Origin of the sequence: Staphylococcus sp. HGB0015 (assembly GCF_000411275.1) — a bacterium.
GTDB classification, from domain to species: domain Bacteria; phylum Bacillota; class Bacilli; order Staphylococcales; family Staphylococcaceae; genus Staphylococcus; species Staphylococcus schleiferi.
The window spans coordinates 186,873-211,085 of sequence record NZ_KE150418.1 but is presented as its reverse complement, the minus strand read 5'-3'; the positions used below and the strand labels follow the sequence as shown (position 1 = coordinate 211,085).

The following is a 24,213-nucleotide window of genomic DNA, read 5'->3' as shown; positions in this document are numbered from 1 at the left end:
ATTCGTTTAAAAGTATCGACTTGCTGTAGGTGCAGCCAAAGCTTCACCTAAATCTTTACTATATGGAACAACAGTAATTGAGAAGCCTTGCATATCTAAAGAAGTCATGTAATCGCCTACGAACCATTGTTTAACGTCAAAGTTGTGGTCTTTCAATTGTGCATCTAAATATTTAGCCACAATATTTAATTCTGATAACGGTGTACCACCCATACCATTGAGCATTACAATGATATCTTTCTCTTTGACTTCTTTTAATAATGCATCTAATAATCGTTCAATAATAACATCTATCGGTTGAACCGCTTCTCGATGTAATCCTTTTTCACCATGAATACCAATACCGATTTCCATTTCTTGATCGTCGATATCAAAGCTGTATTTACCAGTTGTTGGTACCATAGGTGAAGTTAAAGCCATACCAATACTTTTAATTTTCGGAATGACTGTTTCAACTTTTGCTTTAATGTCTGCTAATGAAAAACCATTTTCAGCTAAATAACCTGCATATTTATGAACCCAAACTGTACCAGCGACACCACGGCGTTTTTCTGGATCAGAGACCGCAACATCATCACGAATAATGACACTTTCAACTTGAATGTCTTCCATTTGTGCCATTTCTTGAGCCATTTCAAAGTTCATTACGTCGCCAGCATAGTTTTTGATGATGAGTAAAACACCATCTCCTGTGTCTACGGCTTTAATGGCATCAAGAATTTTATCTGGTGTTGGAGAAGTAAAGATTTCACCGCAAACTGCAGCGTCTAGCATGCCTCGTGCAACAAAGCCTGCATGTGCAGGTTCGTGACCGCTACCACCGCCAGATACGAGGGCAACACCTGATTGCTTTTTATCTTTTCTCACAACAACCGTATCTGAAATTAATTCCACATCCGGATTCGTTGTGATGAGTCCATCTAGCATATCAGCTAGGATTTGGTTTTTGTCTTTGATTAATTTTTTCATACTCAAATTACTCCTTTGAATAGAAATGACTTTTAGACAGTTCATCGACTGTTAAAATAGCATCTGCAATTTCATCTGCTGTAATTTTATCGCTAAGGTTAGCAAATGTATCATCTGGCGATAATGCACGTTCACCTACACTTACTAAATCTTCATAGCTTTTATCGTCGATGTGAAGTTCTTCTAAAGTTGTTGGCATGTTAATGCTACTTAAGAATCTTTGGTATTTTAAGAATTTTTCTGTTGGTGCATTTTCTAATACTAATTGGACTAAAATACCATATGCGACTTTTTCACCATGTGTTAAGTGATGAATGTTTCCTTGAAGTGCTGTAAAACCGTTATGAATTGCATGTGCCGCTGCAAGACCACCATTTTCAAAACCTAAACCTGAAAGTAAAGTGTTCGCTTCAATTACGGCATCAACTTGAGGTGATACAACATGTTTTTCAATAGCAGCATAAGCACTGTGACCATATTCAAAAATAGTTTTTTCACATTTTTGAGCGATTGCCAAGCTTGCTAATGAAGGACGGCCATGGAACATATTTTTACCTTGACGACGCAATGTAGATTCAACTTCTAACAATGTCGCTAAACCATCACTCATACCTGAAGCAAATAGTCTTACGGGTGCTTGTGCAACAATTTCAGAATCTACCATAACTGTGTCAGGGTTTTTTGGATAAAACTGGTAACCACTGAACACACCATCTTCTCTGTAGATAACTGAAACCGCAGCAGTAGGTGCATCCATTGAAGCTGTAGAAGCAAAGTCAATGACACTTGCTTTTAATGCATAACCTACAGCTTTACCTGTATCTAGTGCTTTACCGCCACCTAAACCAATGACAACATCGACTCCAGAATTTTTGTAAGATTCGGCAATACGATTAATTTCATCTTCTGAAGATTCACCTTTAAATACTTCATAATCATATTTCACATTTTTGTTGTTAGAAAAACTTTTCTCAATTTGATCTTTGGCAATATCCCAAACAATATGATCTGAAATAATGAGTGCGTGTGTACCTAAACGTTCTGTTTCTTCAGCAATTGAATTAATAACGCCCTTTCCTTGTACATATCTTCCTGGTGATTGAAAAATTAATTTTGACATACGAATCCCTCCAAAATAGTTATAATTAATAATCTGATTTGAAACCAAATTATCATTAAACAACAGATAGAATGATTACGAATGGGGTCCTACCCTTTTTTCCGCCCTATTATATATACCCGGTTTAACCTTATAATACATTAAGTTTTTTATTTAAATTGTTAACATTTTGTTAACTATTTTCAAAATATTAGTACTTATTATTTAAACACTTCTTAACATAAACAGTTCAAAACAAAAACTCAACTTCTGTGAAAAAAACGATAAACACTGCGTTTGAAGGTATATTTATACAGGCAAAAAAATAATTCTCATCATTAATTTGCTTTCAAAATAGCATAAATAATTATATGAAAGCGTTTTATATTGAGTCACAAGTATATTATCTCACTTTAATAATAAATATCACTGCCATTTATTGACAAATTTCAAAACTTTTTAAAAAATATAACATGATTAAGATAATTATATATTTTATGGCATGACAAAAGGGCTTGTTTCCGCTAAATTGACGGAAACAAACCCTTTTATTAATAAGCGGTAAACAAAAATAGATTCTGACCCACTCCATATGAAACTATTTAACTGCCTTATTCGAAAAGTATTTATTGATCAAGTTTTTCTAAAAGGTCATTGAAATATTTTAAATCCGTTAACTGACAATTACATTTTTCGTTATCTTGACAAATATAATTGCCTTTTTTCATATTAACGTCCATCACTAGAACTATGTGTCTTTTCATAAATAGAGACACGTTGGACCCAGCATTACTAATCGAACAAAAACCTTGTTTTTTAATTGTGTTAAATTTATGTTAATAAAAAGTAAAGTTAATTAAAAGTTTCTATTGTTATAAAAACTAAATCTAATTTTTGATAAGATGTTTATACATAGGATATTGTAAGGGAAGTGCAAGAATGGACGGACAATTTTTACAAATTGAGAAGAGATTTCGAACAGAAATTGAAGGATTACGTTTTATTGCTGCGTTATTAGTGGCAATTTATCATATCTGGTTAGGTAGAGTGTCAGGCGGTGTCGATGTATTTTTCATTATTTCAGGTTACTTAATCACTGCGTCGATCATTTCTAAAATCAACAAACAAGGTTATCTTTCTTTTTCCAAGTATTTCGGTGGATTACTGAAGAGATTGCTTCCTAACGTACTTGTTATCTTAACTGTTGTTGCTATCGCTACCTTTTGGATTATTCCAAGTTCAATCTACGGTAAAACGATAAAAGAATTAATCGCATCATTGTTTTATTATCAAAATCTACAGCTTGCCTTTTCACATACGGACTACTTAAATTCCGAACAAGCGAAAACGCCTTTAGAACATTTTTGGGCAATGTCTATTCAAGGTCAATTTTATGTTATATGGTTTATATTATTTTCATTTATCGTTTTATTATGGAAGAAGCTTAAAACGATACATATTCACACAACGATCAACATCATACTTATTGTCCTTTTTTTAAGTTCACTCACGTTTTCTATATTTCAAACGAGTACAAATCAACAGTTTGCTTATTTTAATCCAGTCGCACGTGTTTGGCAATTTGCATTAGGGGGTTTAGTTTACCTTAACCTTTTCAAAATAAAAATTCCTGTCATGCTTTCGAATATACTGGGATGGATAGGATTAGTGGGATTAATACTCACCGGTATTATTTTTGATGTATCAACAATGTTTCCTGGTTATGTTGCATTGTGGCCGATGACATGTGCAATACTCATCTTATTATCTGGCAATGATCCATCACATTTTGGGGTTGAAGCTTTATTAAGTCGCCCAATCCTCATGAAGCTAGGTGGCATTTCTTTCGGAATTTATTTATGGCATTGGGTGCTATTATCGTTTTATAAATATACCGTTGATACACATATTTCTACCCTTATCGGTATTGGTATCATTTTATTAAGTATAGCGCTGAGTGCTATCACAACAAATTTAGTTGAAAAGCCTATACGACATAGTTTCGGTAAGCCCGTGTTTATGAGGTTAGGTGCTTTTTTTACTGTTGTATTATGCTTGATTGGAACCCTTGGATTTAACTACAAATTGAATAATCCTACGTATGTAAAAGACCTTCCGCCAAATCATGCTTTTCCAGGTGCAACAGCCAAAGCAGATTACCAAAATAAAAAGAAAATCTTGCCTCATATTAAATATATTACTAATGATAAATCTGATGCTTATGATGATGGAGGAATGATTTACCAAGGTGCAAAAGTCAAACCATTAACATATGGGCAAAAAGACGCTTATGAGTATCATATATTGCTAGTCGGCGGTTCCCATTCGAGTCATTGGCTGGGAGCACTTCAACAAATTGCTGAAAAAGAAAAAATCAAAATCACGCACCTTTGCAAAGCGAATGCTCGTTTTACAATGGGTGAACAAGATGCATTGTCCCAAAAATGGATGGAAAACACAAAAGATTATATTAAAAAACATAAGGATGACTATGATTTAGTATTTACTACAGCTGATGTCGGAAATGACGAAGAAACCGACGTCCCACAAGGCTTCATTGATGCATTTCGTTATTTAGAATCACTTGATTTACCTATCTTTGCAGTACGTGATACACCAAGATTAGATGTCAATGCAATCGAAGCTTATGAAAAAAATAAAAATGTGACCATTGATGTTTCCAAACAACTTCCGGATAAAAACTTTCAACCAATGGAAGATACAGGTGCAAAAATCTATGATTATAACAATTTTATTGTGCCTAACCACACTTTCAAGCCTGTAAGAGGAAATGTATTTGTTTTCTTTGACTCCAGTCATATGACGAATACATTTTCTAGAACGCTCGGTCCAGTTATTAAAGATGACCTTATGCGTGAACTTAAAAGTGCTTAGAATTTTTTTAGAACAGAAACTTTACCTTCACTGTAAAAAATTATGGGAACGGTACATCATCATATTCATGCATGCTTAAACGCGCTTGCCTAGAGGCCCCGTTTTAACTTACCAACGCTTGATTGTACGATTACACAGTTGAAGTGTTGGTGTATTTTTGGCTTCGGCTAATCTCACTGCCTTCTCGTTTAGATTGACAATCATTATACCGAATTAATAAAGATGACTTTAGCAAATTTTCGAAAGGTCAAATTGAGACAATTAATGGCGTCGCACTGGATAATCAAACGTCTCGATTTTTCACTCAATCTGACTTTCTCCCGTACTCTTCAGCATATTTCACTTGTGTCTCGGCTTTAATTGAACGTAATTTGTAATAAGATTAAAGGAAATTAGAAAGCAAAACATAAGATATAGATAAAAAGCAGGACAGTGATCGTATAGATGGCTGTCCCCTTTTTTATGTTGTTAAATATCAAAATTAAGTTCCGTTACTTGGCCCTATTTTTTTAAATTGCTGCATGACATAATCCCTGCTTTTTTTATGATCTACAATCGCTTCGGGATAGTCTTTACCAATTTCAATGTTATGATTTTCTTTTATTTGCGCTTTGTATTGTGTTGGATTATGAATCCATTTGTGATGCACATCGTCTAATACGCCTAATTCGGTTTTGATAAAATAACCATTCGGGTCAAAACGTTCACTTTGACGTATAGGATTAAACATTCTGAAATAAGGTACGGCATCTGTACCCGTTGACGCTGACCATTGCCAACCGTGTACATTCGAGGCATTATCATAGTCTAATAGATACTGTCTAAAATATGCTTCACCCCAAGTCCAATCAATAAATAAATGCTTCGTTAAAAACTGAGAAACAACCATTCTCAAACGATTGTGCATCAGTCCTGTACGGTTGAGCTTCTTCATTGCGGCGTCCACAATCGGATAGCCCGTCTGTCCACTTTTCCACGCATCAAAGCGAGATTGATCGTTCGACCACTGCATTCCTCGATATTTTTCAGAAAAAGATTGAGTTGCCGTTTGTGGATATTTTGTCATTAATACATAATAAAATTCACGAAACATCACTTCTCTTATAAACGCTTCGTAATTGATTTCATCACTATCGTAACCTGCTAACAAATCATTAATAACCTCACGAATATCGAGTAAGCCATACGCTAAAAATTGACTTAAACCACTTACAAAATCTTGTGAAATATCATCTGTACGCCTTTTATAATCAGATATATCTGTATTTAAAAATGCCGCCCAATCTTGACGGGCGCTTTTTTCCATATTTTCACTATCATTGATCTGCAAATGCACCTGATTTGTGCCTTTTTCTGCAATTTTGGCGACCTGCTTGTGTGCATCCGCTTTATAACGGCTATGTACTAAATTTTTACGATTCGCTTTATAAAAACTAGTCAACACTTTATACGGTTGTTGTTGCTGATTCAATGTTTGTGAGGGTTGAAAATAGTGATTAACGCGTTGCCCGATAACTTTAACTTGATGCTTTTCAAAAGTACGTTTCATATGAGGATAGTCATAAACCGATTGATGATAACTCATGATATCTTGAGGCATTAATACGTGAGATAACGCTAAATTATCGACGAGCACACCTAATTGGTCATAATTAAGAATATGGGGGTATATCTCATGTTGATTTAAAGCATGTACAAAACCTTTAACCACTTTTTCATAATCATCACGCTTCACACTTGCTGCATCAGATAAATTTTCTATCGGTAAAATAAAATAAAGCTGATCTATCTCATGTTGATGCTGAATCACATATTCAAATAATGGATTATGTTGCATTCTAAAAACTCTATTAAGTATCACACCTAGTCGCATACAAAGCCCCCTTTATTTCTTTATTGCAAATTCCTTCACTGACGCATCCAATAAATTGATAACCTTCTTATGAAATCATTTCCCGGGAAAAATCCAACTTAGACATTGTTTTAAAGTTAAATCTAATGAAATTAGGCTTTAACACTCCAGACACCAAATGCGACATCTCTAATAAAGGCGGCGTTCGTTACGTTTAATTCTTGTTCCATTTGCTCTTTCAATAGGGCTAAATCTAATGATTCATCGATGACTTGATGCTGAATCATTCTTTGATACATCATTTCAGTAAGCCAATACAAATCACTGCCCGAGGTCGTGGATTGTACTACAACTTCTGACATCACATGGGGTGCTTCAAAACCCGCTTCTACAAACTTTCCATAAAGTTGTTGCCCGATATGAATATTACTTCTTGTTCTATCGTCTGTAAAACACGTTTTAAAGCTAATTGATGTAAAGGGAGGGCGTCTCCACCATAGCCTGAATTTAATGCGTCACTTTCTTGAAAAGCTATCACACCCCCTGTTGTCAGATGTTGAGCCAGTGCTTTTATCGCTTTCACCGCATCGGGTAAATACATCAACACACGACGTCCTACAATCGCATCGTAAGTGCCAAGTTCTTCTAAATGATAAATATCCCTATTTAAAAATGACACATTATCAAATTGGTTTTGAGAACGGGCTATATCCAACAATTGCTGATTCACATCTATACCTGTAACACTCCCCGTATCGCCAACCCTCTCTAGAATGAATACCGTTACTTCGAGCCTGAGACAAAATTGTCTTAATAATCGATGAAATCCGAGATTTTCGTAAAAAACGAAAAATCTCGGATTTTTTCCTTTTATCATCAGTTTAGCCGCACTAGATGCGACTCATTTCCTTAGGCACCTCGTTAATTTAGTTTTTGTTGTGATGAATTAAATTATACGAAAGTGCCTTAATTTTTTAAGTATAATGGTGAATGATTACATATATAAGCGAAGTATTTATAGCGAGACTCCTGAGGGAACAGGACGAGCCGAAGACTACAGGCTGAGGCTGTCCCCTCGGAAAGCGAGCCTATATAATACGAAGCATGACAATAAAAAGGAAGCTCGAAGACGATTTTTATCAAAATCATCTTCGAGCTATTTATTTTGGTATTTATGTCCCAGGCTCTACTTCACCTGGTCCACATCCAGCATCTAAGACGTGCATACCTTCAGAAATACCTGCTTGTTCTAATAAACGTAATGTAAAGTCATTGCGCATCCACTTCACCCTTTAATCTATTTTTATACATAGTTCGTTGCTATCGATTGATTAAGTATCATTCAATTTCATTGTAAATCATTATACGCAATCGTACAGCGTTTAAAACATCCACAAAAAAAAGAGAGTGTAACAACGAAATGAAATCCATTTCTATTGTTTCACTCCCTAATGATTGGACACATGCTTTGTGCCACAATTTAATTAGTGCAAGTTTTCCAATATTTTGATATGACAATTCGACTTATTAGTCGTTTGCGTTTTTAAAGAACTCTCGATATGTTGGGTTTGGATATTTATAGAAACCTTCACCTGTTGAAGTTCCTAATTTACCAGCATCCACATATTTTTTCAACATTGCAGCGGCACTTTCCATCTGTGGGTTGTCTACTGAAGCCATTTTAGCAATATTGTAAGCTGTTGTAAGTCCGACGATGTCTAACATCGCAAATGGACCTGCTGGTGCGCCTGTTGCTGCCATCCAAGAGCGATCGATATCTTCAATTTCTCCGATACCATTTGCGTATAAAAGTTCAGCCGCATGAAGTAATGGTACTAATAAAGAGTTTACGATGTAACCCGGTTGCTCTTTTTTAACGTGAATCGGTAACATTCCAATTTTTCCAGAAAAATCAAGTAATTCTTCTTCATATTTTCTATCCGTTTCAGAATGCCCCATCACTTCAGCTGTATTGTTTTTCCATACTTCATTAGCAAAATGCAGTGCTAAGAATTTTTCTGGACGGCCTGTATACTCTCTAAAGTCACTTGGTAACATTGTAGAAGAGTTTGTCGCAAAAATTGTTTTTTCAGGTGCAACTTCTGCTACTTTTTGATAAAAATCAATTTTGATTTCTTTAACTTCAGGAACTGATTCAATCATTAGATCGGCATCAGCAACTGCTTTTTTAAGATCTGATGTTAATGTTAAGCGATTGATAGATTGCTCAGCTTGTTCAACATTATTGAAGTAATCTCCATAAATGCCTACTAATTTATCGAGCTTAGCTTTCCCTGCAGAAACCGCTTCCTCATTAATATCATATATGACTACATCATAACCATGAAAGGCTGCTTGAAACGCAATTTGACTCCCTAATACGCCAGCACCCATAACTGTTACGTTTTTAATACTCATTAAATCACCCCAAAAATATATTTTGTGTAAAGCTGTTTTAAATTTAGCACCTAACATAAATTTTTAAAAGAAATCAGCTCTAAAAAATGGTCAAAAATTTAATAATCTTCTCATTCAATTAAGCTTGATTTAAGTGAGCCTAAAAAACATTTTCTCAATTACTATTTTTATATAATAATGTAATTATTCAGGGTAAAAAAAGAAAGAGAATATATGAGTTGAGCTAGCTCTATACGCCTTCATTGGGTTCATTAGAGGTTTTTTTTAACTAAAGCTTATTTATAGCGCTTTGACTATAATTTTTTAAGTGGAGAGAGTTAGAAAGTCATATAAACAGGCGAAAATTAACAACATTATTTTATAAATTTTAATTATCTTTAATTAATTTTTTGAAATAATAATCGTTTAAGCACCTCGTTTTTTAAAATTTTTCCAAAAAATTTGAGGTGTGTTCACCATTTTTTAGATAAACGAGGTGCCTGTGCAGTTAAAAATTAAAAAAGTGAGATAACGACATCTCATTGATGCTTATCCCACTTCCGTCTTTTTAAATGAGCTAAAAACGCATATTGTTAAATAAATATATACCCTAATCTGTGGAAGGTCTATATTTATGATAGCGTTTTGGCTTCTTTAATTTCTTCTGCCATTTTATCACTGTATCCGAAGAACCAAGTCAGTATGAAGCCAACCGCAAATGAGACGATGAGTACTAAAATATATAAAGGCAATTGTCCAATGTCTTTAATGAACAACAACATACCCGGTAGTACTTTAATTGCCATTCCAGAAGCTTTGAGATGGAATAATGATGCCAAGAATCCGCCAGCAGCACCTCCAACTAATCCACAAACAAACGGTTTAAAATATCTTAAATTTACACCGAATATCGCCGGTTCTGTAATACCTAAGAAAGCTGAAAATGCTGAAGGTAAAGCTAAAGCTTTCAATTTCTTTTGACGTGTTTTAAGCCCCACTGCAACCGTTGCAGCACCTTGTGCAGTCATCGCTGCTGAAATAATCGGATTAAATTCATTATATTTGAATTCTTCTAACAATTGAATTTCCATAAAGTTAAAGATATGATGCACACCCGTTACAACGATAATTTGTTGGAAGAAGCCTATAAGCAATTCGGCAATTCCAAACGGTAAGTCTAGAACCCATTTCGTACCTGCTAAAATAACTGTTTCTAATCCATGGAATATAGGCCCGATAGCAAAAAGACCTAATGTAATCATAACGAGCAATGTTAAGAAAGGCGTCACGATTAAGTCGATAGCGTCTGGGATGCGTTTACGTAAAAACTTCTCAAATTTTGCGCCGATAAGACCGACAAAAAAGGCCGGTAGTACAGAGCCTTGATACCCTACGACAGGAATGAGACCCAAAAATTTAAGCGGGGCCGCGGAACCTTCTCCAACTGCATAAGCATTCGGTAACGCTGGGTTTACAAGCATAAGTCCTAATACAATACCAAGTACGGGGCTTCCGCCAAACACTTTAAAAGCACTCCACGCCACCAGTGCTGGTAAAAATGCAAAAGCTGTATCTGTTAAGACTTGGGTAAACAGAATAAAATTCGGCGAGATATCCTTAGGTGTCATCCCCATCCAAGACAAAATTTGCTCTTTGACGAGCACACCACGCAATCCCATAAATAAACCTGTCGCAACTAGTACAGGGATGATTGGAACAAATACATCTCCAAAAGTTCTAATCGCGCGTTGGAACATATTGCCTTGTTGACCGCCCTCTTGCTTCACTTCACTAGCTGAATGACCTTCTATCCCCAAACTTTCAACCGCATGATAAATTTTATTTACCGTCCCTGTACCAAAGATCACTTGGTATTGTCCTGAGTTATAGAAAGCCCCTTTCACTTTATCGGTTTGCTCAATTTTATCTTGATTGATTTTTTCTTTGTCATGAAGTACGATGCGTAGTCGTGTCGCACAATGTGCAATCGACTTGATATTTTCTTGCCCTCCAACAGCCTCTATGACTTGTCTTGCGATTTGTTTATCTGACATGGCCATGATACAACGCCTCCTAGATTTCTATTTATGATTTCATGAATTCGTTAACTTCTGCGAGCGTAGGTAGACTTCCGATAGCACCTTCCTTTGTCGTTGATAATGAAGCGACAGCATTACTAAATGACAACATAGACTGTGCGTTTTGTTGAATATAGTCAAATGATTGATTACGGGCTTGTCCGGTTAATAACTGATAAATGATTGCGCCAATAAATGCATCTCCTGCACCCGTCGTATCTTGCACTTTTGATTTATATCCTTTATGTTGGGCAATCTTGCCTTGTTGTGTATAAATGGATGCGCCCTTTGCCCCTTCTGTATAAATGATGACTTGCGTATTCCCTTTGAACAATTGTTGAATTGACGCTTCATCCTCACTTCCTGTTAAATAAACCAGTTCTTCGTCTGCGATTTTAACGATATGGGCTTTTGGCATAAAGGCTAAAACTGTCTTTTTCAATTCATCGACAGAAGGCCATAGCGGAAATCTTAAATTCGGGTCAAAAATAATCGTGCCATTGGCTTTTTCCATTTGTTCAATCGCTTCGATATGCGCTTTTTTCATTGGCGAAGGGATAAGATCAACAGAACAAAAATGAAGAATATCATCTGCTTGAAAATTCAAATTAAGTGTTGATGCCTCAAGCAACATATCAGCTGATGGTTTACGATAAAATGCAAAATCACGCTCTCCTGACGCGGTTAAGCTTACAAATGCGAGCCCTGTATTCGCTTCATCTGTCCGACTAATAGAAGTGGTATCTACACCTTGCTTTTGTAGCGTTTCCTCAATTAAATCTCCGAATGCATCTTGACCTAATTGCGTAATCAGTGCTGATTCCCTGCCAAGTCGTGAAACACAACTGGCTACATTTGCAGGTGCCCCGCCCACTTGAGGCTCAAATCCTTTCACATCTTTCAGTTCAACGTCTCGTGTCTGTGGAATAAAATCAATGAGTGCTTCTCCAATTGCATATAATTTTGCCATTATTGCCCTTCTTTCAAATCATATTTTGTAATATCAAGCATCACATGGCCACCTTCAGAATGAATACGTATCCCATCTGATGAGACTTTCGGGAAAATTCTAGATGTCATTACCGCATAGCCATCATTAAGAAAAATTTCTACACTCGATGTATCGACATAAATTTGTAAACGATAAAGTGCATCCGACAACGTAACTGAACGGGTTGTACCCTCAACCTGACCTGGTAATTGCCCACTCCATGTTCGATCAAGCGTAAAACGTTGCATATCGGATTCATACGTCAGCCGCGTATATTCCTCTTCTGATTGTCTAATATCCATATGGAACCCTCTTGATTTATTTTCTAAAACATCGATACTTAGCTCATAGTGCGTTCCAGTGAATTGTTGTAACGTTAAAGATGAATCTGATATATCAAAAGCAGCTTGTACTTTCGATTGTCTTAATTGTTGAAGTGCTTTAATCGGCTGCTGAACGAGATGATGATTTTGCACAGACAAGACTCTTGGAATTGTTAAGCAATGCGCCCAGTCATCTTGGTCTGTCGGATATGTCGTATCGGGTAACCCCATCCAACCGATTAAAATTCTTTCATCATTCGCACCCATCATCGTTTGAGGCGCATAAAAATCAAATCCATGATCTAATTCATTAAAGTCATCATGCATCAATTCAAGTGTGTCAAAATTTAAAGCCCCCATTAAATAACCGGATTGATAAATATTTCGAAAAGAATCGCCTTGTTGTGCTACACCTTGTGGACAAAATAGAACGATGTCGTGCCCGTCTAAATTGAAATAATCTGGACATTCCCACATATAACCGAACGATGGATATTTTGTCTTTAGTTCACCTTTTTGATGCCAATTGTTGAAATCCTGAGAGGCATAAACGACAATCGCACCCGTCATATTTTCACGTTGTGCGCCTATAACAAAGTAATAACTTTTATGCTTTTCGTCATACCACACTTTGGGGTCTCTAAAGTGTTCTGTATACCCTGTTGGCGGTCCTTCTATCATTGCTTGCTTATCAACGGCTTCTTGTCCCTTTAACGTGGACACCACTTGATACGGAACTCTTGTCCATGATTGCGTTCTATGATTGCCTGTATAAACCAGTTTCACTTCATTATCAACAATTATGGCCGATCCGCTGTATGCGCCATGTGAATCATACACGGTATCAGGTTTCACTGCAGGACCAATTTGTGTAAAATGCACTAAATCAGGGGATGTCACATGATACCAGTACTTCATTCCATGAACCGCACCAAAAGGATGCCACTGGTAGAATATATGGTATAGCCCATCATGATAGACAAGCCCATTCGGATCATTTAATAACCCTGAAATAGGTTGAATATGAAAAGCTTGGCGCCACTTCGCATGTTTGACCTTCTCTGTCAGTCGTTCCATCTCTTCAGCTGGCACATCTTCCAATGTTCTATACTTTAATGCTCTCGTCCACTCCATCTCGCACCTCCTTTTTTGGAACCGGTACCAGAATATTTCAAAAAAAGTAAAATGCTTTACACTGCGAATTTTACTTTTTATAACGATAAATGTCAACGCTTTCTTTTTCGTCGATATAGAAATCCATGCGCTGAACTAATGGTACTTTTTCACCTTCTAACAATTTCATCATAGACAATGCTGCAATACGACCTGTCTCTTCGTAAGGAAAAACAATTGTTGTAATCATAGGTGTGACAATAGATGTTGTCTCATAACCACCGAATCCAGAAATTGACAATGACTTAGGCACATCCATTTTTAAATCCAGTGCTACTTTTAACACACCTAATGCGATATTGTCTGTCGCACAAATCACCGCTTCGTATTCATGAATCACTGATTTTGCTAACGCCTGTGCATCGCTCAATTTAAACGATGTCGTATAAATATCAGCCTGTTGATCCGACTCCGCTAGCCCATCTAAGACACCCCGACGTCTATGGATCCCAACCGCTTTATCGGACGCATCCACACCAAAGTAGGCAATGCGTTTAAAATGACCCGATCCAAAGTAACGCCCTATCAACCGGCCTGCTTCATAATCATTTTGGACAATCGAAGGAATCCCCTCATAAGACTGCCCCACTAATATCACCGGCACATTAACCGTATGAATCGCCTTCACATGTGCATCTGTAAGTGTCGTCGCAAATAAAATAATGCCATCCACTTTATTCTTCGCAAGTGTGTATATCGCATTAATCTCAAGCTGTTGATCCAAATCGGTATTGACGATCATGGTTTGATATTTTTTAGTTCTCAAATACGTCTCAATCCCGTACAACGTTTGGTTCGAAGCATAAGAACTCAAACGAGGTACAATCACGCCCATCATCTGTGTACGCTTTGCCTTTAAACTTTGTGCAAATTGATTCGGACTGTAACCCGTCTCCTTCACAACACGCTCAATTTTTTGACGCGTCTTTTCACTAATTGAACCGCCATTTAAATATCGAGACACCGTACTCTTCGACACCTGCGCAAGTCTTGCGATATCACTAATATTCATCACGTTCACCTCAAGGTCTATCATAGCATAAATATAGACATCTCAGCGTACCATTCACAACTTAGAACCTATGTAGTTTTAAACCCTCTAAACCATTAGATACGCGTAATTCATTGGTTAGTGATTGTCTCATCGCTATCACATATTTATCTTATTATATCTCGCTAAATTTCTTATCATTAGATTCAAACCTTCAAACGCAAGATTTTTCATAGCTTTTTTGTTGATTTTTGAATCCATCGTTACCATTATAATCTACTCTGACCCTTCATAGATTTAAGTTGCTGATAAGACGCCATCTTCCATATAGTAAACTTTATCGCAATATGTCGTAAGCCGTTCGTCATGTGTCACGACAATGCATGTTTTATTTTTTTCTTGTGTCTGTTCTTTTAATATTTTCATCACTTCCATAGCGTTTTGTGTATCTAGAGAGGCTGTCGGTTCATCAGCTAATATAATTGAGGGTTTGGTGTACAATGCTTTGGCTATTGCGACACGCTGTTTTTGACCTCCAGATATTTCACTAGGCAATTGATTTTCAATGTCTTCAAGATTTAATTGTGCCATCAATTGTTGATATTCTTGTGTGCTTAACACGTCTTTTTTCTGTTTTTTTAATAATTGAAATTGTTGCTTTACCGTTAAAAATGGCACAAGATTTGTCGCTTGCAAAATGAAGCCAATCTCCTGCATCCGTGTATGCGCCAAGGCTTTTTGAGACATCCCTGAGACTTCCTTACCATTAATGAGAATTTCACCAGAAGATGGCGTTTGGAGTGCGCCTGCCATCGTTAAAAATGTGCTTTTCCCAGAGCCTGAGGGTCCAATAATCGCAATAAGTTCGTTTGATTCAAACTTAAGGGAAGTCGGTTTGACAGCTTCTATTTTTTTATTACCATCTCGAAAGTATTTCGTCACATTTTTGAATTCTAACATTTCTTACACACTCCTTTAGCCAATAGCTTTTAGTGGATCCACTTTTCTAATCGTTAAGATTGAGAATAAACTTCCTAATAGTGATACAACGATAAGCACAACACCGTATATCAGTAATGTGACGATATTAAATTTAATAGGCACAACACTTGGTAGAAATGCACTTGTGATTAAAGTTAAAATAAGCCCTATCACTGTTCCAATCACTGCAATAATCAAGGTTTGTGATAAAACCACTTTGGCTAAGTAACCATTTGTAAATCCTTGTGCTTTTAAAACACCAAACAAATTCGTCTTTTGTAAAGTGATGACATATAAAAATATACCTATCACAGTTGCTGAAATAATAAATAAAAATGAAATCATAAAGTTTAAAGTTAAATTCTGAGCTGTATAGCCGGGTAAGTTTTTAATAAACTTATCAATCCCAATCGCTTCTAAATGCGCATTTAAATCTTTTTGATGCCAATTTTGATCACGTACTACAATTGCATTAACCTTAGATTCATCTAAAGTCGGATTAATCTTCTGTATCGTTTTTTGGTTAGAAAAAAGCACTGGAGAAGCATTATATTTCGCACTTTCACTAAATCCCACTATTTTTAACTTCTCGTCAGATTTTGAAAGTGATAATTGATCGCCTACTTTAAATCCCTTTTCTTTTAAAGTTTGATCCGCAACGACTTCATCATTAGATTTAAACATCTTGCCTTCAATGATTTTGGGTATTAGAAAAGAATTTTCAGCCACACCAAACAACAACGCGTTTTCTTTATGACTACCATTTGAAATAATGACACCTGACTGTTTTAAGGTTGCTTGTTGTTTGTACGATTCTGGAACATCCTTTTTATTAAACACAGATTGTTCCACAGTTTGGTTAGCATCTTTATTTAAAATAATCGCATCTGCATGCCACTTATCGATACCTTCTCTATTCATATTCATTAAGCCACTCGCTAAACCTGACAGTAAAAAAAGCAAATAACTAATCATCATTAACACACCAATAATCAAGCTGAATTTCAGCTTATTTCGTTTAATTTCATTCCATGCAAGAAACATAAGTGCCCCCTTTGGATTCATAACAGCCTATGTATTTTAAGTACATGAAGGAAAAGGCTTAAAATCATTATGTATCAAATTATACCCTTCAACATTCAAAAATATCTAGAATGTATCTTTTTCATTAAAAGAAAACACTATATTAGAAATTTGTATTTTTTTAAATGGATTCTGTTTTGACTATAAAGAAAGCCCTAAGATGATTGTTAAAATCATCATAGAGCTATTATTTTTCCATCTTTAACAATGACTATGGAGACTAATTTGTGATTTTCAGAATGGTATCTTTATTTTTAGAGACATCAATCTGGTCACGAATTTGAGACTTAATTTGATTACGCATGGCTTGTTTTAAGATACTGCTCGAAGCGTTATTAGGTTGATACTGGTCCCAATATTCTAATTCTGCATATAGTTCACGACACGTTTTCATCATATAACCACCTTTAAAATGATATACAATAAAATAGCTCTTCAAATTAAGAAGAGCTTTACACATCTTCTCATCTTTCAGTATTAAATACTGTTGGAATTAGCACATCGCATTTTAGCTGTTGCTGGAGTTTCTAAGGGCCAAATCCCTCCACTCACTCTTAATAAGAGAACTATTTTATTAATCTCATTATAACATAAAACTATTTGAACATGGCCATTTAAAAATCTACAAATTTAATATAGATTGAAAAATAAGTAGTAAATCAAAATAATTAGACTTGCACCTAGTTATTTGACACATTCATTTTGTATATATTTACTCTCTGTGGTAATATCATTATGCGTAAAAATGCGAGATACTAATAAAGAAGAAGGTTTAAATATATTATGAAGGAAAATTTTTGGCGTGAATTGCCGCGGCCATTTTTTATTTTGGCACCTATGGAGGATGTGACGGATATCGTCTTTCGTCACGTTGTGAGTGAAGCAGCAAGACCTGATGTGTTTTTTACTGAATTTACGAATACTGCAAGTTTTTGTCACCCAGAGGGCATCCACAGCGTTCGTGGTCGCTTAACTTTTAGCGAAGACGAACAGCCAATGGTGGCACATATTTGGGGCGATCAACCTGAACAATTCCGTGAAATGAGTATCGGCTTAGCTGAAATGGGTTTTAAAGGTATTGATTTAAATATGGGCTGTCCTGTAGCAAACGTCGCCCAAAAAGGTAAGGGCTCTGGACTTATTCTAAGACCTGAAGTTGCTGCTGAAATTATTCAAGCTACTAAAGCAGGTGGGCTACCGGTAAGTGTTAAAACACGTCTAGGCTATTACGAAATAGATGAGTGGAAAGATTGGTTAAAACATGTTTTGGAACAAGATATCGCAAATTTATCCATCCACCTTCGTACACGTAAAGAGATGAGTAAGGTTGATGCACATTGGGAGTTAATTGAAGCCATTAAGAACTTACGTGATGAGATTGCGCCAGATACATTATTAACGATTAACGGCGATATTCCAGATCGACAAACAGGGCTTGAACTTGTCGAAAAATATGGTGTCGATGGCATTATGATTGGTAGAGGCATATTCCATAATCCGTTTGCTTTTGAAAAAGAGCCCCGTGAACACACTAGTAAAGAGCTATTAGATTTATTGAGATTACATTTATCATTATTTCAAAAATATAACAAAGATGAAGACCGTCAATTTAAAAGTTTACGTAGATTCTTCAAAATATATGTGCGTGATATTAAAGGGGCGAGCCAACTTCGCCATCAATTGATGAATACTGAATCTATCGCTGAAGCACGCGAACTACTCGATGCATTCGAAGCACAAATGGAAAATCGTACACTAACTTAAAATAATGAATTAATTTTTCTTTTATGTGCCCAACACGAGGGGTTCAGTTCAAAAATTATACAACCTTTTTTAGTTGTAAAAAGAAGGCTAGGCATTTTAAAAGTACCTATCCTTCTTTTGTAAATCTTACATAAGAATAACTATGTAAGCTACAACTTAATAACCGAATGCATGTGCAACATCTTGAAGAATGCCACCAGCACTAGCAACGATATTCACGATGCTTTTAGCTAATTCAAAGTGATCACCTGATTGAGCAGCTGATACTGTGTTAGCAATTGCTTCACCTAATTTTGAAATATTTTCCACTTTTAATTCCCCCCTTTAATCAATCTATATATAGTGTATCATCTCTTTTTTAATAAAATTAAAATTCAATATTAAGGTTTTGTAAAATAATGTGGTTTTTAATTATATGTCTATAATAACCATTTGCATATATATTATTTAATATATATCAATTTGTTCGTAATTGTAATCTATCTTTTAACAGCGTCATTTTATGATCATTAGAATAGTAAAAATAGGTCTTATGAATATATTGAAAAATGCTCATAAGAAGTTTTCTAATTGCTTTGAAAAGATAAATTGTTTTATTATTGCTCCGATAATATACCGGATAACAGTATAACAAATATTGAAAACGTGCTTATTGTAATGAATAGCAACATTTATCAAAAACAATATTTTCATTTCTATTACAATATGGATGAGGTGGTAAGGTATAGATGAGGAAAGTATTCATAAAATTATTCAGCTTGTTGAAGAGAATCTACTTGAGAACTATGGTCTAGATGACTATGTACAGATGACGGGTTATTCTAAGTTTCATTTGATGCGAATTTTCAAGAAAAAGACAGGCTACACATTCTACAATTATATTTCAAGTAGACGCATTGCTCATGCATCACATTATCTACTCTATACAGATATGAGTATCATCGATATCGCCTTTATGCTTAATTTTCAGTCTCAAGAGGCGTTCTCTAGAAGCTTTAAAGCAGTTTACGGTTTACCATCGCAAGTTAATGAGGGGTATTTCATAAATTAGTGAGAAGGAAGTAGATATGACAACAGAAGATATTAAAGGATGGATTATTTCTGGAACCGCACCTCAAATGTATGAAGTAAAGCTTGATTCAAGAGAATACCATAGTGGCAAACAATCTGCATCAATTCATGAAGCGTCTTCGTATAATGAGAATACATTCGGGACATTGATGCAAAGTATCTCTTCTCAGGACTATAAAGGTCAGCGCGTGAAATTCTCAGCATTCGTTAAGACAGAAGCTACAAAATTTACCTACTAAGCCAATAAACTTGAACTTTGAAGATGATAGCAGTGCGTTAAACTATTTTGTTAAAGATTGTAAAATTCTTTATCGCTGTCCTATACTTTCTCCTAATAGCCAGATTTATCTATTGGATAGGACATTTTTTCTTTGATTATGACTTGTTATGGTTTAATGTTCCAGATATCCCTTATGGAACAACGATAGTTAACATCATTCTTATAGTAACGGTCGTAACACTAGAAGAGATAGAAGAACATATGGAAAGAAAATAAAAGCAGCAGATGATGTCATCTGTTGCTTTTGGGTATAGCGGTATAATGTTTTAGATTAAAATACTTCATTTATTAACCTCTAGATTTTACTCACCAGTCATATTTTGATATCCCCCATTACACAGGACACATAAAGTGAAAAATTGAGTGGAAGTGTTTTTTGTGATTGGTAAAATATTAAATGAAGATTTATCAGGTGTTCCTTTATAATAAATCAAATAAAAATATACTGATTAATACTAGAATTAAAAAGATTGCTACAAAACTTATAACTGTTACTGTATTTTCAATAAAGTATTTTGTGTTGTTTCTGTACACTATAGTTCTCTTCTCCCCATTTTCCATATAATCCAAGATTTCTTTATACGTTTGAACATCATATTTTTTCTTCAGTCGCTCAATCTTTAAAGAGAAATAAAACGAAATTATCCATAAAATAGCTGGAACTAGCAACCCAAACCATCCATCACTAAATTTTAAGGCTGCCCCTAGTGCAATAGCACTCAATACTGTAAACAATATCATTAATTTTGCATACTTATCCATATTACTAAGATCTATTGCATTCTTCATTTTTAAAACATCTCCTTTAACAAGTTCATCTAAAGAAACGTTAAACAAGGAAGTAAGCGCAATCAAATTATGGAGGTCAGGATAACTTCTCTCATTCTCCCAATTAGAAATGGTTTGGCTTGATACATAGATCTTTTCTGCTAATTCTACTTGAGATAGTTTATTTTCTTTTCTGTAATATCTAATCTGATTGCCTACATCCACATATAACAGCTCCTTTATAATCAACATAACCTGTTAAAGCGTTTCACACCATCTAATGTCTTTATAATATAGTAAAAAAGAACTATGTATGTACTTATAGCTCTTATTTCCCAGGAAATTTATGCTTATTTAATGATTATATCTCCAATTTTTTTCTTTCCCTTGAAGCAATCTGTATTTTTTAATATTACGTGAATCTATTAATTTACATAACCACCGTAATAGGCTTGTATTTGTGACAAACAACCATCTTCATTAAACAAATACTGTTTTGAAAATCTTATCTATAATAACTGTCAATTCTTTAGGAGATTATATTCCTCCTCTTTGGACCCAATCTTGTAAAATACCAAAGATTGCATTACTCATAAATATGATAAGAAAATATTTTTCTTTATTTGTTAGTGAAGACGTATCCACTATCGGTACTAAACGAACTTCAATATTTTGTTGTAGATTCTTCTTCATATCTTGGTGAATCATATAAGCACTATGATCCTTCAGGAGTAACAGTAATAATTCTCCATCATGAATCCAAAAATTTAATACATATTCAAAAAATTGCAGTCGCTGATCAAATTGAGCGTCTTTCAACTTTCTTTTAGCCTTTTTCATCACTGATGTTTGATATTGATACAGGAAGTCCTCTTTATCTTGATAATGTTGATAAAAAGTCCCCCTACTAATATTACTTTCACGACAAATATCTTTGACAGTTATCTCCTTATAAGATTTAGTTTTTAATAATAGAATCATACCTTTTTCAATTTTCATTAACGTTTTATACACACGTTTATCAATGATTTCTTCATACATGAGTTAACCTCTCCTAAACATTATTGAACATTTATGAATGATATGTCTGATTATTTCAAATTTACGCGTTCAATCTAAGAAAAATAATTTATATTGAATATACAGTAATTAAACACAGTGTCAAATAAGGAGGTCATAACATGGCTCGGACTATCGCGAAAATAACCAATGCCGTTAAGTTTTATGATAAACATAAAGTTTTAGATGATATTAGTTTGAATATTCAAGAAGGAGAGTTATTAGGACTAATCGGACCAAGCGGATCTGGTAAAACTACCACAATTAAGTGCTTACTGGGGATGGAAAAATTAAATTCAGGGCGCACAGAAGTATTTAATCATAGCATGCCACACCGTCGTGTATTAAGCCATATTGGCTATATGGGACAATCTAACTCACTCTATGAATCATTATCTGCAAAAGAGAATCTAAACTTTTTTGGTCATCTCGCAGGACTTAAAGGTAATCAATTAACAGAAAGTATTTCTAAAAACTTAAGTTTGGTCAACTTAGAAGATGTATTAAATAAAACAGTAAACACCTTTTCAGGAGGTATGAAGCGTCGTTTATCGTTGGCAATTACGTTATTATCTAATCCGAGCCTTATTATATTAGATGAACCTACTGTTGGCATTGATCCTAAACTTAGACAACAAATATGGAGTCAATTGAAGAATTTAACTCAACAAGGCAAAAGCGTCATAATAACAACGCATGTTATGGACGAAGCAGAGCGTTGTGACAAAATAGGACTCATCGTAGAAGGTCGGCTTTTCGCACTAGGCACACCAGAAGAATTAAAACAGAAATTTAAAGTTAAAACGATTGAAGAAGTCTTTATAAAAGCAGAGGAGGTTAAACACTAATGAAGCTTTTAGCAATGATTCAACGTGTCACAATTGAATTACTTAAAGATAAACGTACATTAGCACTTATGTTCTTAGCACCATTATTAGTGCTTACATTAATGTATTTTATCTTTAATTCTGATGAAGACACATCTTTAAAAATTGGAGTGGCCGACTCTGTATCGAACAAAATCACTGATCACATCACAAATGATGACATTAAATTGAAAGATTTTAAGTCTAATTCTAAAATTAAGTCTAAAATTGAACAACATCATCTCGATGCATTTATTTATCAAGAGCATCAGACTTTACATGTCATATATACCAATGAAGATCCAAGTAAATCCAGTTCAATTAAGCAATTACTCCATCAGTCTATTCAAAAAGATAAAATGGATAATGTAAAAAAAGTTTTGAATTCCTTACCACAATCCAGTCAAAATAAAGGTTCTGAAGACATTCAATTAGACAATCGTTATTTGTACGGGGATAAGAATAGCAACTATTTTGATAAAATGTTTCCAATTCTTATGGGATTCTTTGTCTTTTTATTCGTTTTTCTTATTTCAGGTATCGCCTTATTGAGAGAACGCACAACTGGAACTTTAGAACGAGTACTTGCTACACCAATTAGAAGAAGTGAAATTTTTTTTGGTTATTTGCTAGGCTATGGCATCTTCGCTATCATTCAGACTTTAATCATTGTATTTTTCTCAATCTATTTATTAAGTATCAATTTAGCAGGTAGTCTAGTGTATGTCTTACTCGTCAATATTTTATTAGCAATCACCGCTTTAGTAATGGGAATATTTATTTCCACATTTGCTAACTCAGAATTCCAAATGGTTCAATTTATCCCTATTGTTGCTATTCCACAAGTATTCTTTTCGGGTATCTTCCCACTAGAAAATATGCCATCTTGGTTAAGTAATATTGGATATCTATTTCCACTGCGCTATGCTGGTGATGCTTTAACTAACATTATGATTAAGGGCCAAGGATGGTCTAACATTTGGTTCGACATCCTTATACTTTTTGTTTTCATCATTTTATTTATTGCTTTAAATATCATTGGCCTTAAACGATATCGCAAAGTATAATACATCAATAATTATGGTGAATTGAGATTATCACTTTCTAGCAGTTTGAAAATGGTAAATCACTTTTCATATATTTAATACTTGAAATAGAATGTAATTTCTTTTCTATTCATTAGCAAGGAAATCTATAAGCTATAAGAGAAAAATAATTAAAAAATGCGGGAAAAACAGCATTTTTATTCCGTCATTTTCCTACATTTTTTAACCGCCATTTACACAACCAAAATAAACTCTTAAAAGAGTTTATAAGTGCAGTATTAAATTAGCTTTTTTGATGCGATTGAGAAATGCGATTCAGGCAATCCCATTTACGACTTTCTTTTGGTACTTTTAGAGAATTGAATATTTTGTCTTTAAAAAGCTTTTCTGATTGATTTTTTTACTCATAGAAAAAAATCGGACTGATGAAATTGAATCACTAAGTCCATCAGTCCAATCTATTAAATCAGTATAGCATGTCTACTTATACTATAAATTATGGTTTTATGTAGTAAACAGCCTTCAAA

22 protein-coding genes and 1 riboswitch are annotated in these 24,213 nt (G+C 34.8%); of the genes, 6 read left to right on the top strand and 16 right to left on the bottom strand.

Going from position 1 to position 24,213, the window contains the following annotated elements; genetic code table 11:
- Positions 1-6: 6 nt before the first annotated feature.
- Both dhaK and HMPREF1208_RS07655 read right to left on the bottom strand, forming a co-directional pair.
- The gene (gene dhaK, locus HMPREF1208_RS07660) at positions 7-969 is read right to left on the bottom strand and encodes a dihydroxyacetone kinase subunit DhaK (protein ID WP_016425784.1); all 963 of its coding nucleotides are present in this window, start codon (positions 967-969) and stop codon (positions 7-9) included.
- A gap of 7 nt (positions 970-976) precedes the next feature.
- Positions 977-2,089: a glycerol dehydrogenase gene (locus HMPREF1208_RS07655; RefSeq protein ID WP_016425783.1), complete on the bottom strand. Its 1,113-nt coding sequence runs from the start codon at positions 2,087-2,089 to the stop codon at positions 977-979.
- Between the two features lie 918 nt (positions 2,090-3,007).
- Here HMPREF1208_RS07655 and HMPREF1208_RS07650 point away from each other — a divergent pair.
- A complete protein-coding gene (locus HMPREF1208_RS07650; protein WP_016425782.1) occupies positions 3,008-4,963 on the top strand; it encodes an acyltransferase family protein in 1,956 nt (651 codons plus the stop codon).
- 481 nt (positions 4,964-5,444) lie between these two features.
- On the opposite strand, the gene HMPREF1208_RS07645 is transcribed toward HMPREF1208_RS07650, so the two are convergent.
- From HMPREF1208_RS07645 to HMPREF1208_RS12090, 11 genes are all read right to left on the bottom strand, one after another.
- Positions 5,445-6,836 (bottom strand): cryptochrome/photolyase family protein, encoded by a 1,392-nt coding sequence (locus tag HMPREF1208_RS07645; protein ID WP_016425781.1) that lies wholly within the window; start codon positions 6,834-6,836, stop codon positions 5,445-5,447.
- A 131-nt stretch (positions 6,837-6,967) separates the two neighbouring features.
- Positions 6,968-7,177, bottom strand: coding sequence for a hypothetical protein (locus HMPREF1208_RS11555; protein ID WP_016425780.1), 210 nt, complete (start codon positions 7,175-7,177; stop codon positions 6,968-6,970).
- A 26-nt stretch (positions 7,178-7,203) separates the two neighbouring features.
- Complete coding sequence (locus HMPREF1208_RS07640) at positions 7,204-7,692, bottom strand: class I SAM-dependent methyltransferase (protein WP_016425779.1); 489 nt, start codon at positions 7,690-7,692, stop codon at positions 7,204-7,206.
- 650 nt (positions 7,693-8,342) lie between these two features.
- Positions 8,343-9,233, bottom strand: coding sequence for a 3-hydroxyacyl-CoA dehydrogenase (locus HMPREF1208_RS07635; protein WP_037559526.1), 891 nt, complete (start codon positions 9,231-9,233; stop codon positions 8,343-8,345).
- A 611-nt stretch (positions 9,234-9,844) separates the two neighbouring features.
- On the bottom strand, positions 9,845-11,272 hold the full coding sequence (locus tag HMPREF1208_RS07630) for a sucrose-specific PTS transporter subunit IIBC (protein WP_016425776.1): 1,428 nt from the start codon (positions 11,270-11,272) through the stop codon (positions 9,845-9,847).
- A gap of 25 nt (positions 11,273-11,297) precedes the next feature.
- Complete coding sequence (locus HMPREF1208_RS07625) at positions 11,298-12,260, bottom strand: carbohydrate kinase family protein (RefSeq protein ID WP_016425775.1); 963 nt, start codon at positions 12,258-12,260, stop codon at positions 11,298-11,300.
- On the bottom strand, positions 12,260-13,738 hold the full coding sequence (locus HMPREF1208_RS07620) for a glycoside hydrolase family 32 protein (protein ID WP_016425774.1): 1,479 nt from the start codon (positions 13,736-13,738) through the stop codon (positions 12,260-12,262). The genes HMPREF1208_RS07625 and HMPREF1208_RS07620 overlap by 1 nt, the downstream gene beginning before the upstream one ends.
- Positions 13,739-13,808: 70 nt before the next feature.
- On the bottom strand, positions 13,809-14,789 hold the full coding sequence (locus HMPREF1208_RS07615) for a LacI family DNA-binding transcriptional regulator (protein ID WP_016425773.1): 981 nt from the start codon (positions 14,787-14,789) through the stop codon (positions 13,809-13,811).
- A gap of 276 nt (positions 14,790-15,065) precedes the next feature.
- Positions 15,066-15,728 carry an ABC transporter ATP-binding protein gene (locus HMPREF1208_RS07610; protein ID WP_016425772.1) on the bottom strand — a complete coding sequence of 221 codons (663 nt, stop codon included), beginning with the start codon at positions 15,726-15,728 and terminating at the stop codon, positions 15,066-15,068.
- Positions 15,729-15,743: 15 nt separating this feature from the next.
- On the bottom strand, positions 15,744-16,793 hold the full coding sequence (locus tag HMPREF1208_RS07605) for an ABC transporter permease (protein ID WP_016425771.1): 1,050 nt from the start codon (positions 16,791-16,793) through the stop codon (positions 15,744-15,746).
- 259 nt (positions 16,794-17,052) lie between these two features.
- A complete protein-coding gene (locus HMPREF1208_RS12090; RefSeq protein ID WP_016425770.1) occupies positions 17,053-17,226 on the bottom strand; it encodes a hypothetical protein in 174 nt (57 codons plus the stop codon).
- 67 nt (positions 17,227-17,293) lie between these two features.
- Positions 17,294-17,396: riboswitch (SAM riboswitch) on the bottom strand.
- Positions 17,397-17,615: 219 nt separating this feature from the next.
- On the opposite strand from HMPREF1208_RS12090, the gene HMPREF1208_RS07600 reads away from it, so the two are divergent.
- Complete coding sequence (locus tag HMPREF1208_RS07600; protein ID WP_016425769.1) at positions 17,616-18,596, top strand: tRNA dihydrouridine synthase; 981 nt, start codon at positions 17,616-17,618, stop codon at positions 18,594-18,596.
- Between the two features lie 156 nt (positions 18,597-18,752).
- Here the strand turns inward: HMPREF1208_RS07600 and HMPREF1208_RS07595 are convergent, their stop codons facing one another.
- Positions 18,753-18,905: a beta-class phenol-soluble modulin gene (locus HMPREF1208_RS07595; RefSeq protein ID WP_016425768.1), complete on the bottom strand. Its 153-nt coding sequence runs from the start codon at positions 18,903-18,905 to the stop codon at positions 18,753-18,755.
- A gap of 499 nt (positions 18,906-19,404) precedes the next feature.
- Between HMPREF1208_RS07595 and HMPREF1208_RS12655 the strand changes: the two genes are divergently transcribed.
- Both HMPREF1208_RS12655 and HMPREF1208_RS11550 read left to right on the top strand, forming a co-directional pair.
- Positions 19,405-19,647, top strand: a complete 243-nt coding sequence (locus tag HMPREF1208_RS12655; protein ID WP_081635183.1) for a helix-turn-helix transcriptional regulator — start codon at positions 19,405-19,407, stop codon at positions 19,645-19,647.
- 16 nt (positions 19,648-19,663) lie between these two features.
- Positions 19,664-19,906, top strand: a complete 243-nt coding sequence (locus HMPREF1208_RS11550; RefSeq protein WP_016425767.1) for a hypothetical protein — start codon at positions 19,664-19,666, stop codon at positions 19,904-19,906.
- 461 nt (positions 19,907-20,367) lie between these two features.
- On the opposite strand, the gene HMPREF1208_RS07585 is transcribed toward HMPREF1208_RS11550, so the two are convergent.
- Positions 20,368-20,940, bottom strand: coding sequence for a helix-turn-helix domain-containing protein (locus HMPREF1208_RS07585; protein ID WP_016425766.1), 573 nt, complete (start codon positions 20,938-20,940; stop codon positions 20,368-20,370).
- A 312-nt stretch (positions 20,941-21,252) separates the two neighbouring features.
- Entirely contained in the window at positions 21,253-21,756 is a 504-nt protein-coding gene (locus tag HMPREF1208_RS07580; protein ID WP_016425765.1) for a TetR/AcrR family transcriptional regulator, read from the bottom strand.
- Positions 21,757-21,896: 140 nt separating this feature from the next.
- Between HMPREF1208_RS07580 and HMPREF1208_RS07575 the strand changes: the two genes are divergently transcribed.
- Complete coding sequence (locus tag HMPREF1208_RS07575) at positions 21,897-22,622, top strand: ABC transporter ATP-binding protein (RefSeq protein ID WP_016425764.1); 726 nt, start codon at positions 21,897-21,899, stop codon at positions 22,620-22,622.
- On the top strand, positions 22,622-23,707 hold the full coding sequence (locus tag HMPREF1208_RS07570; RefSeq protein ID WP_016425763.1) for an ABC transporter permease: 1,086 nt from the start codon (positions 22,622-22,624) through the stop codon (positions 23,705-23,707). Before HMPREF1208_RS07575 ends, HMPREF1208_RS07570 begins: the two co-directional genes overlap by 1 nt.
- Positions 23,708-24,213: the final 506 nt, after the last annotated feature.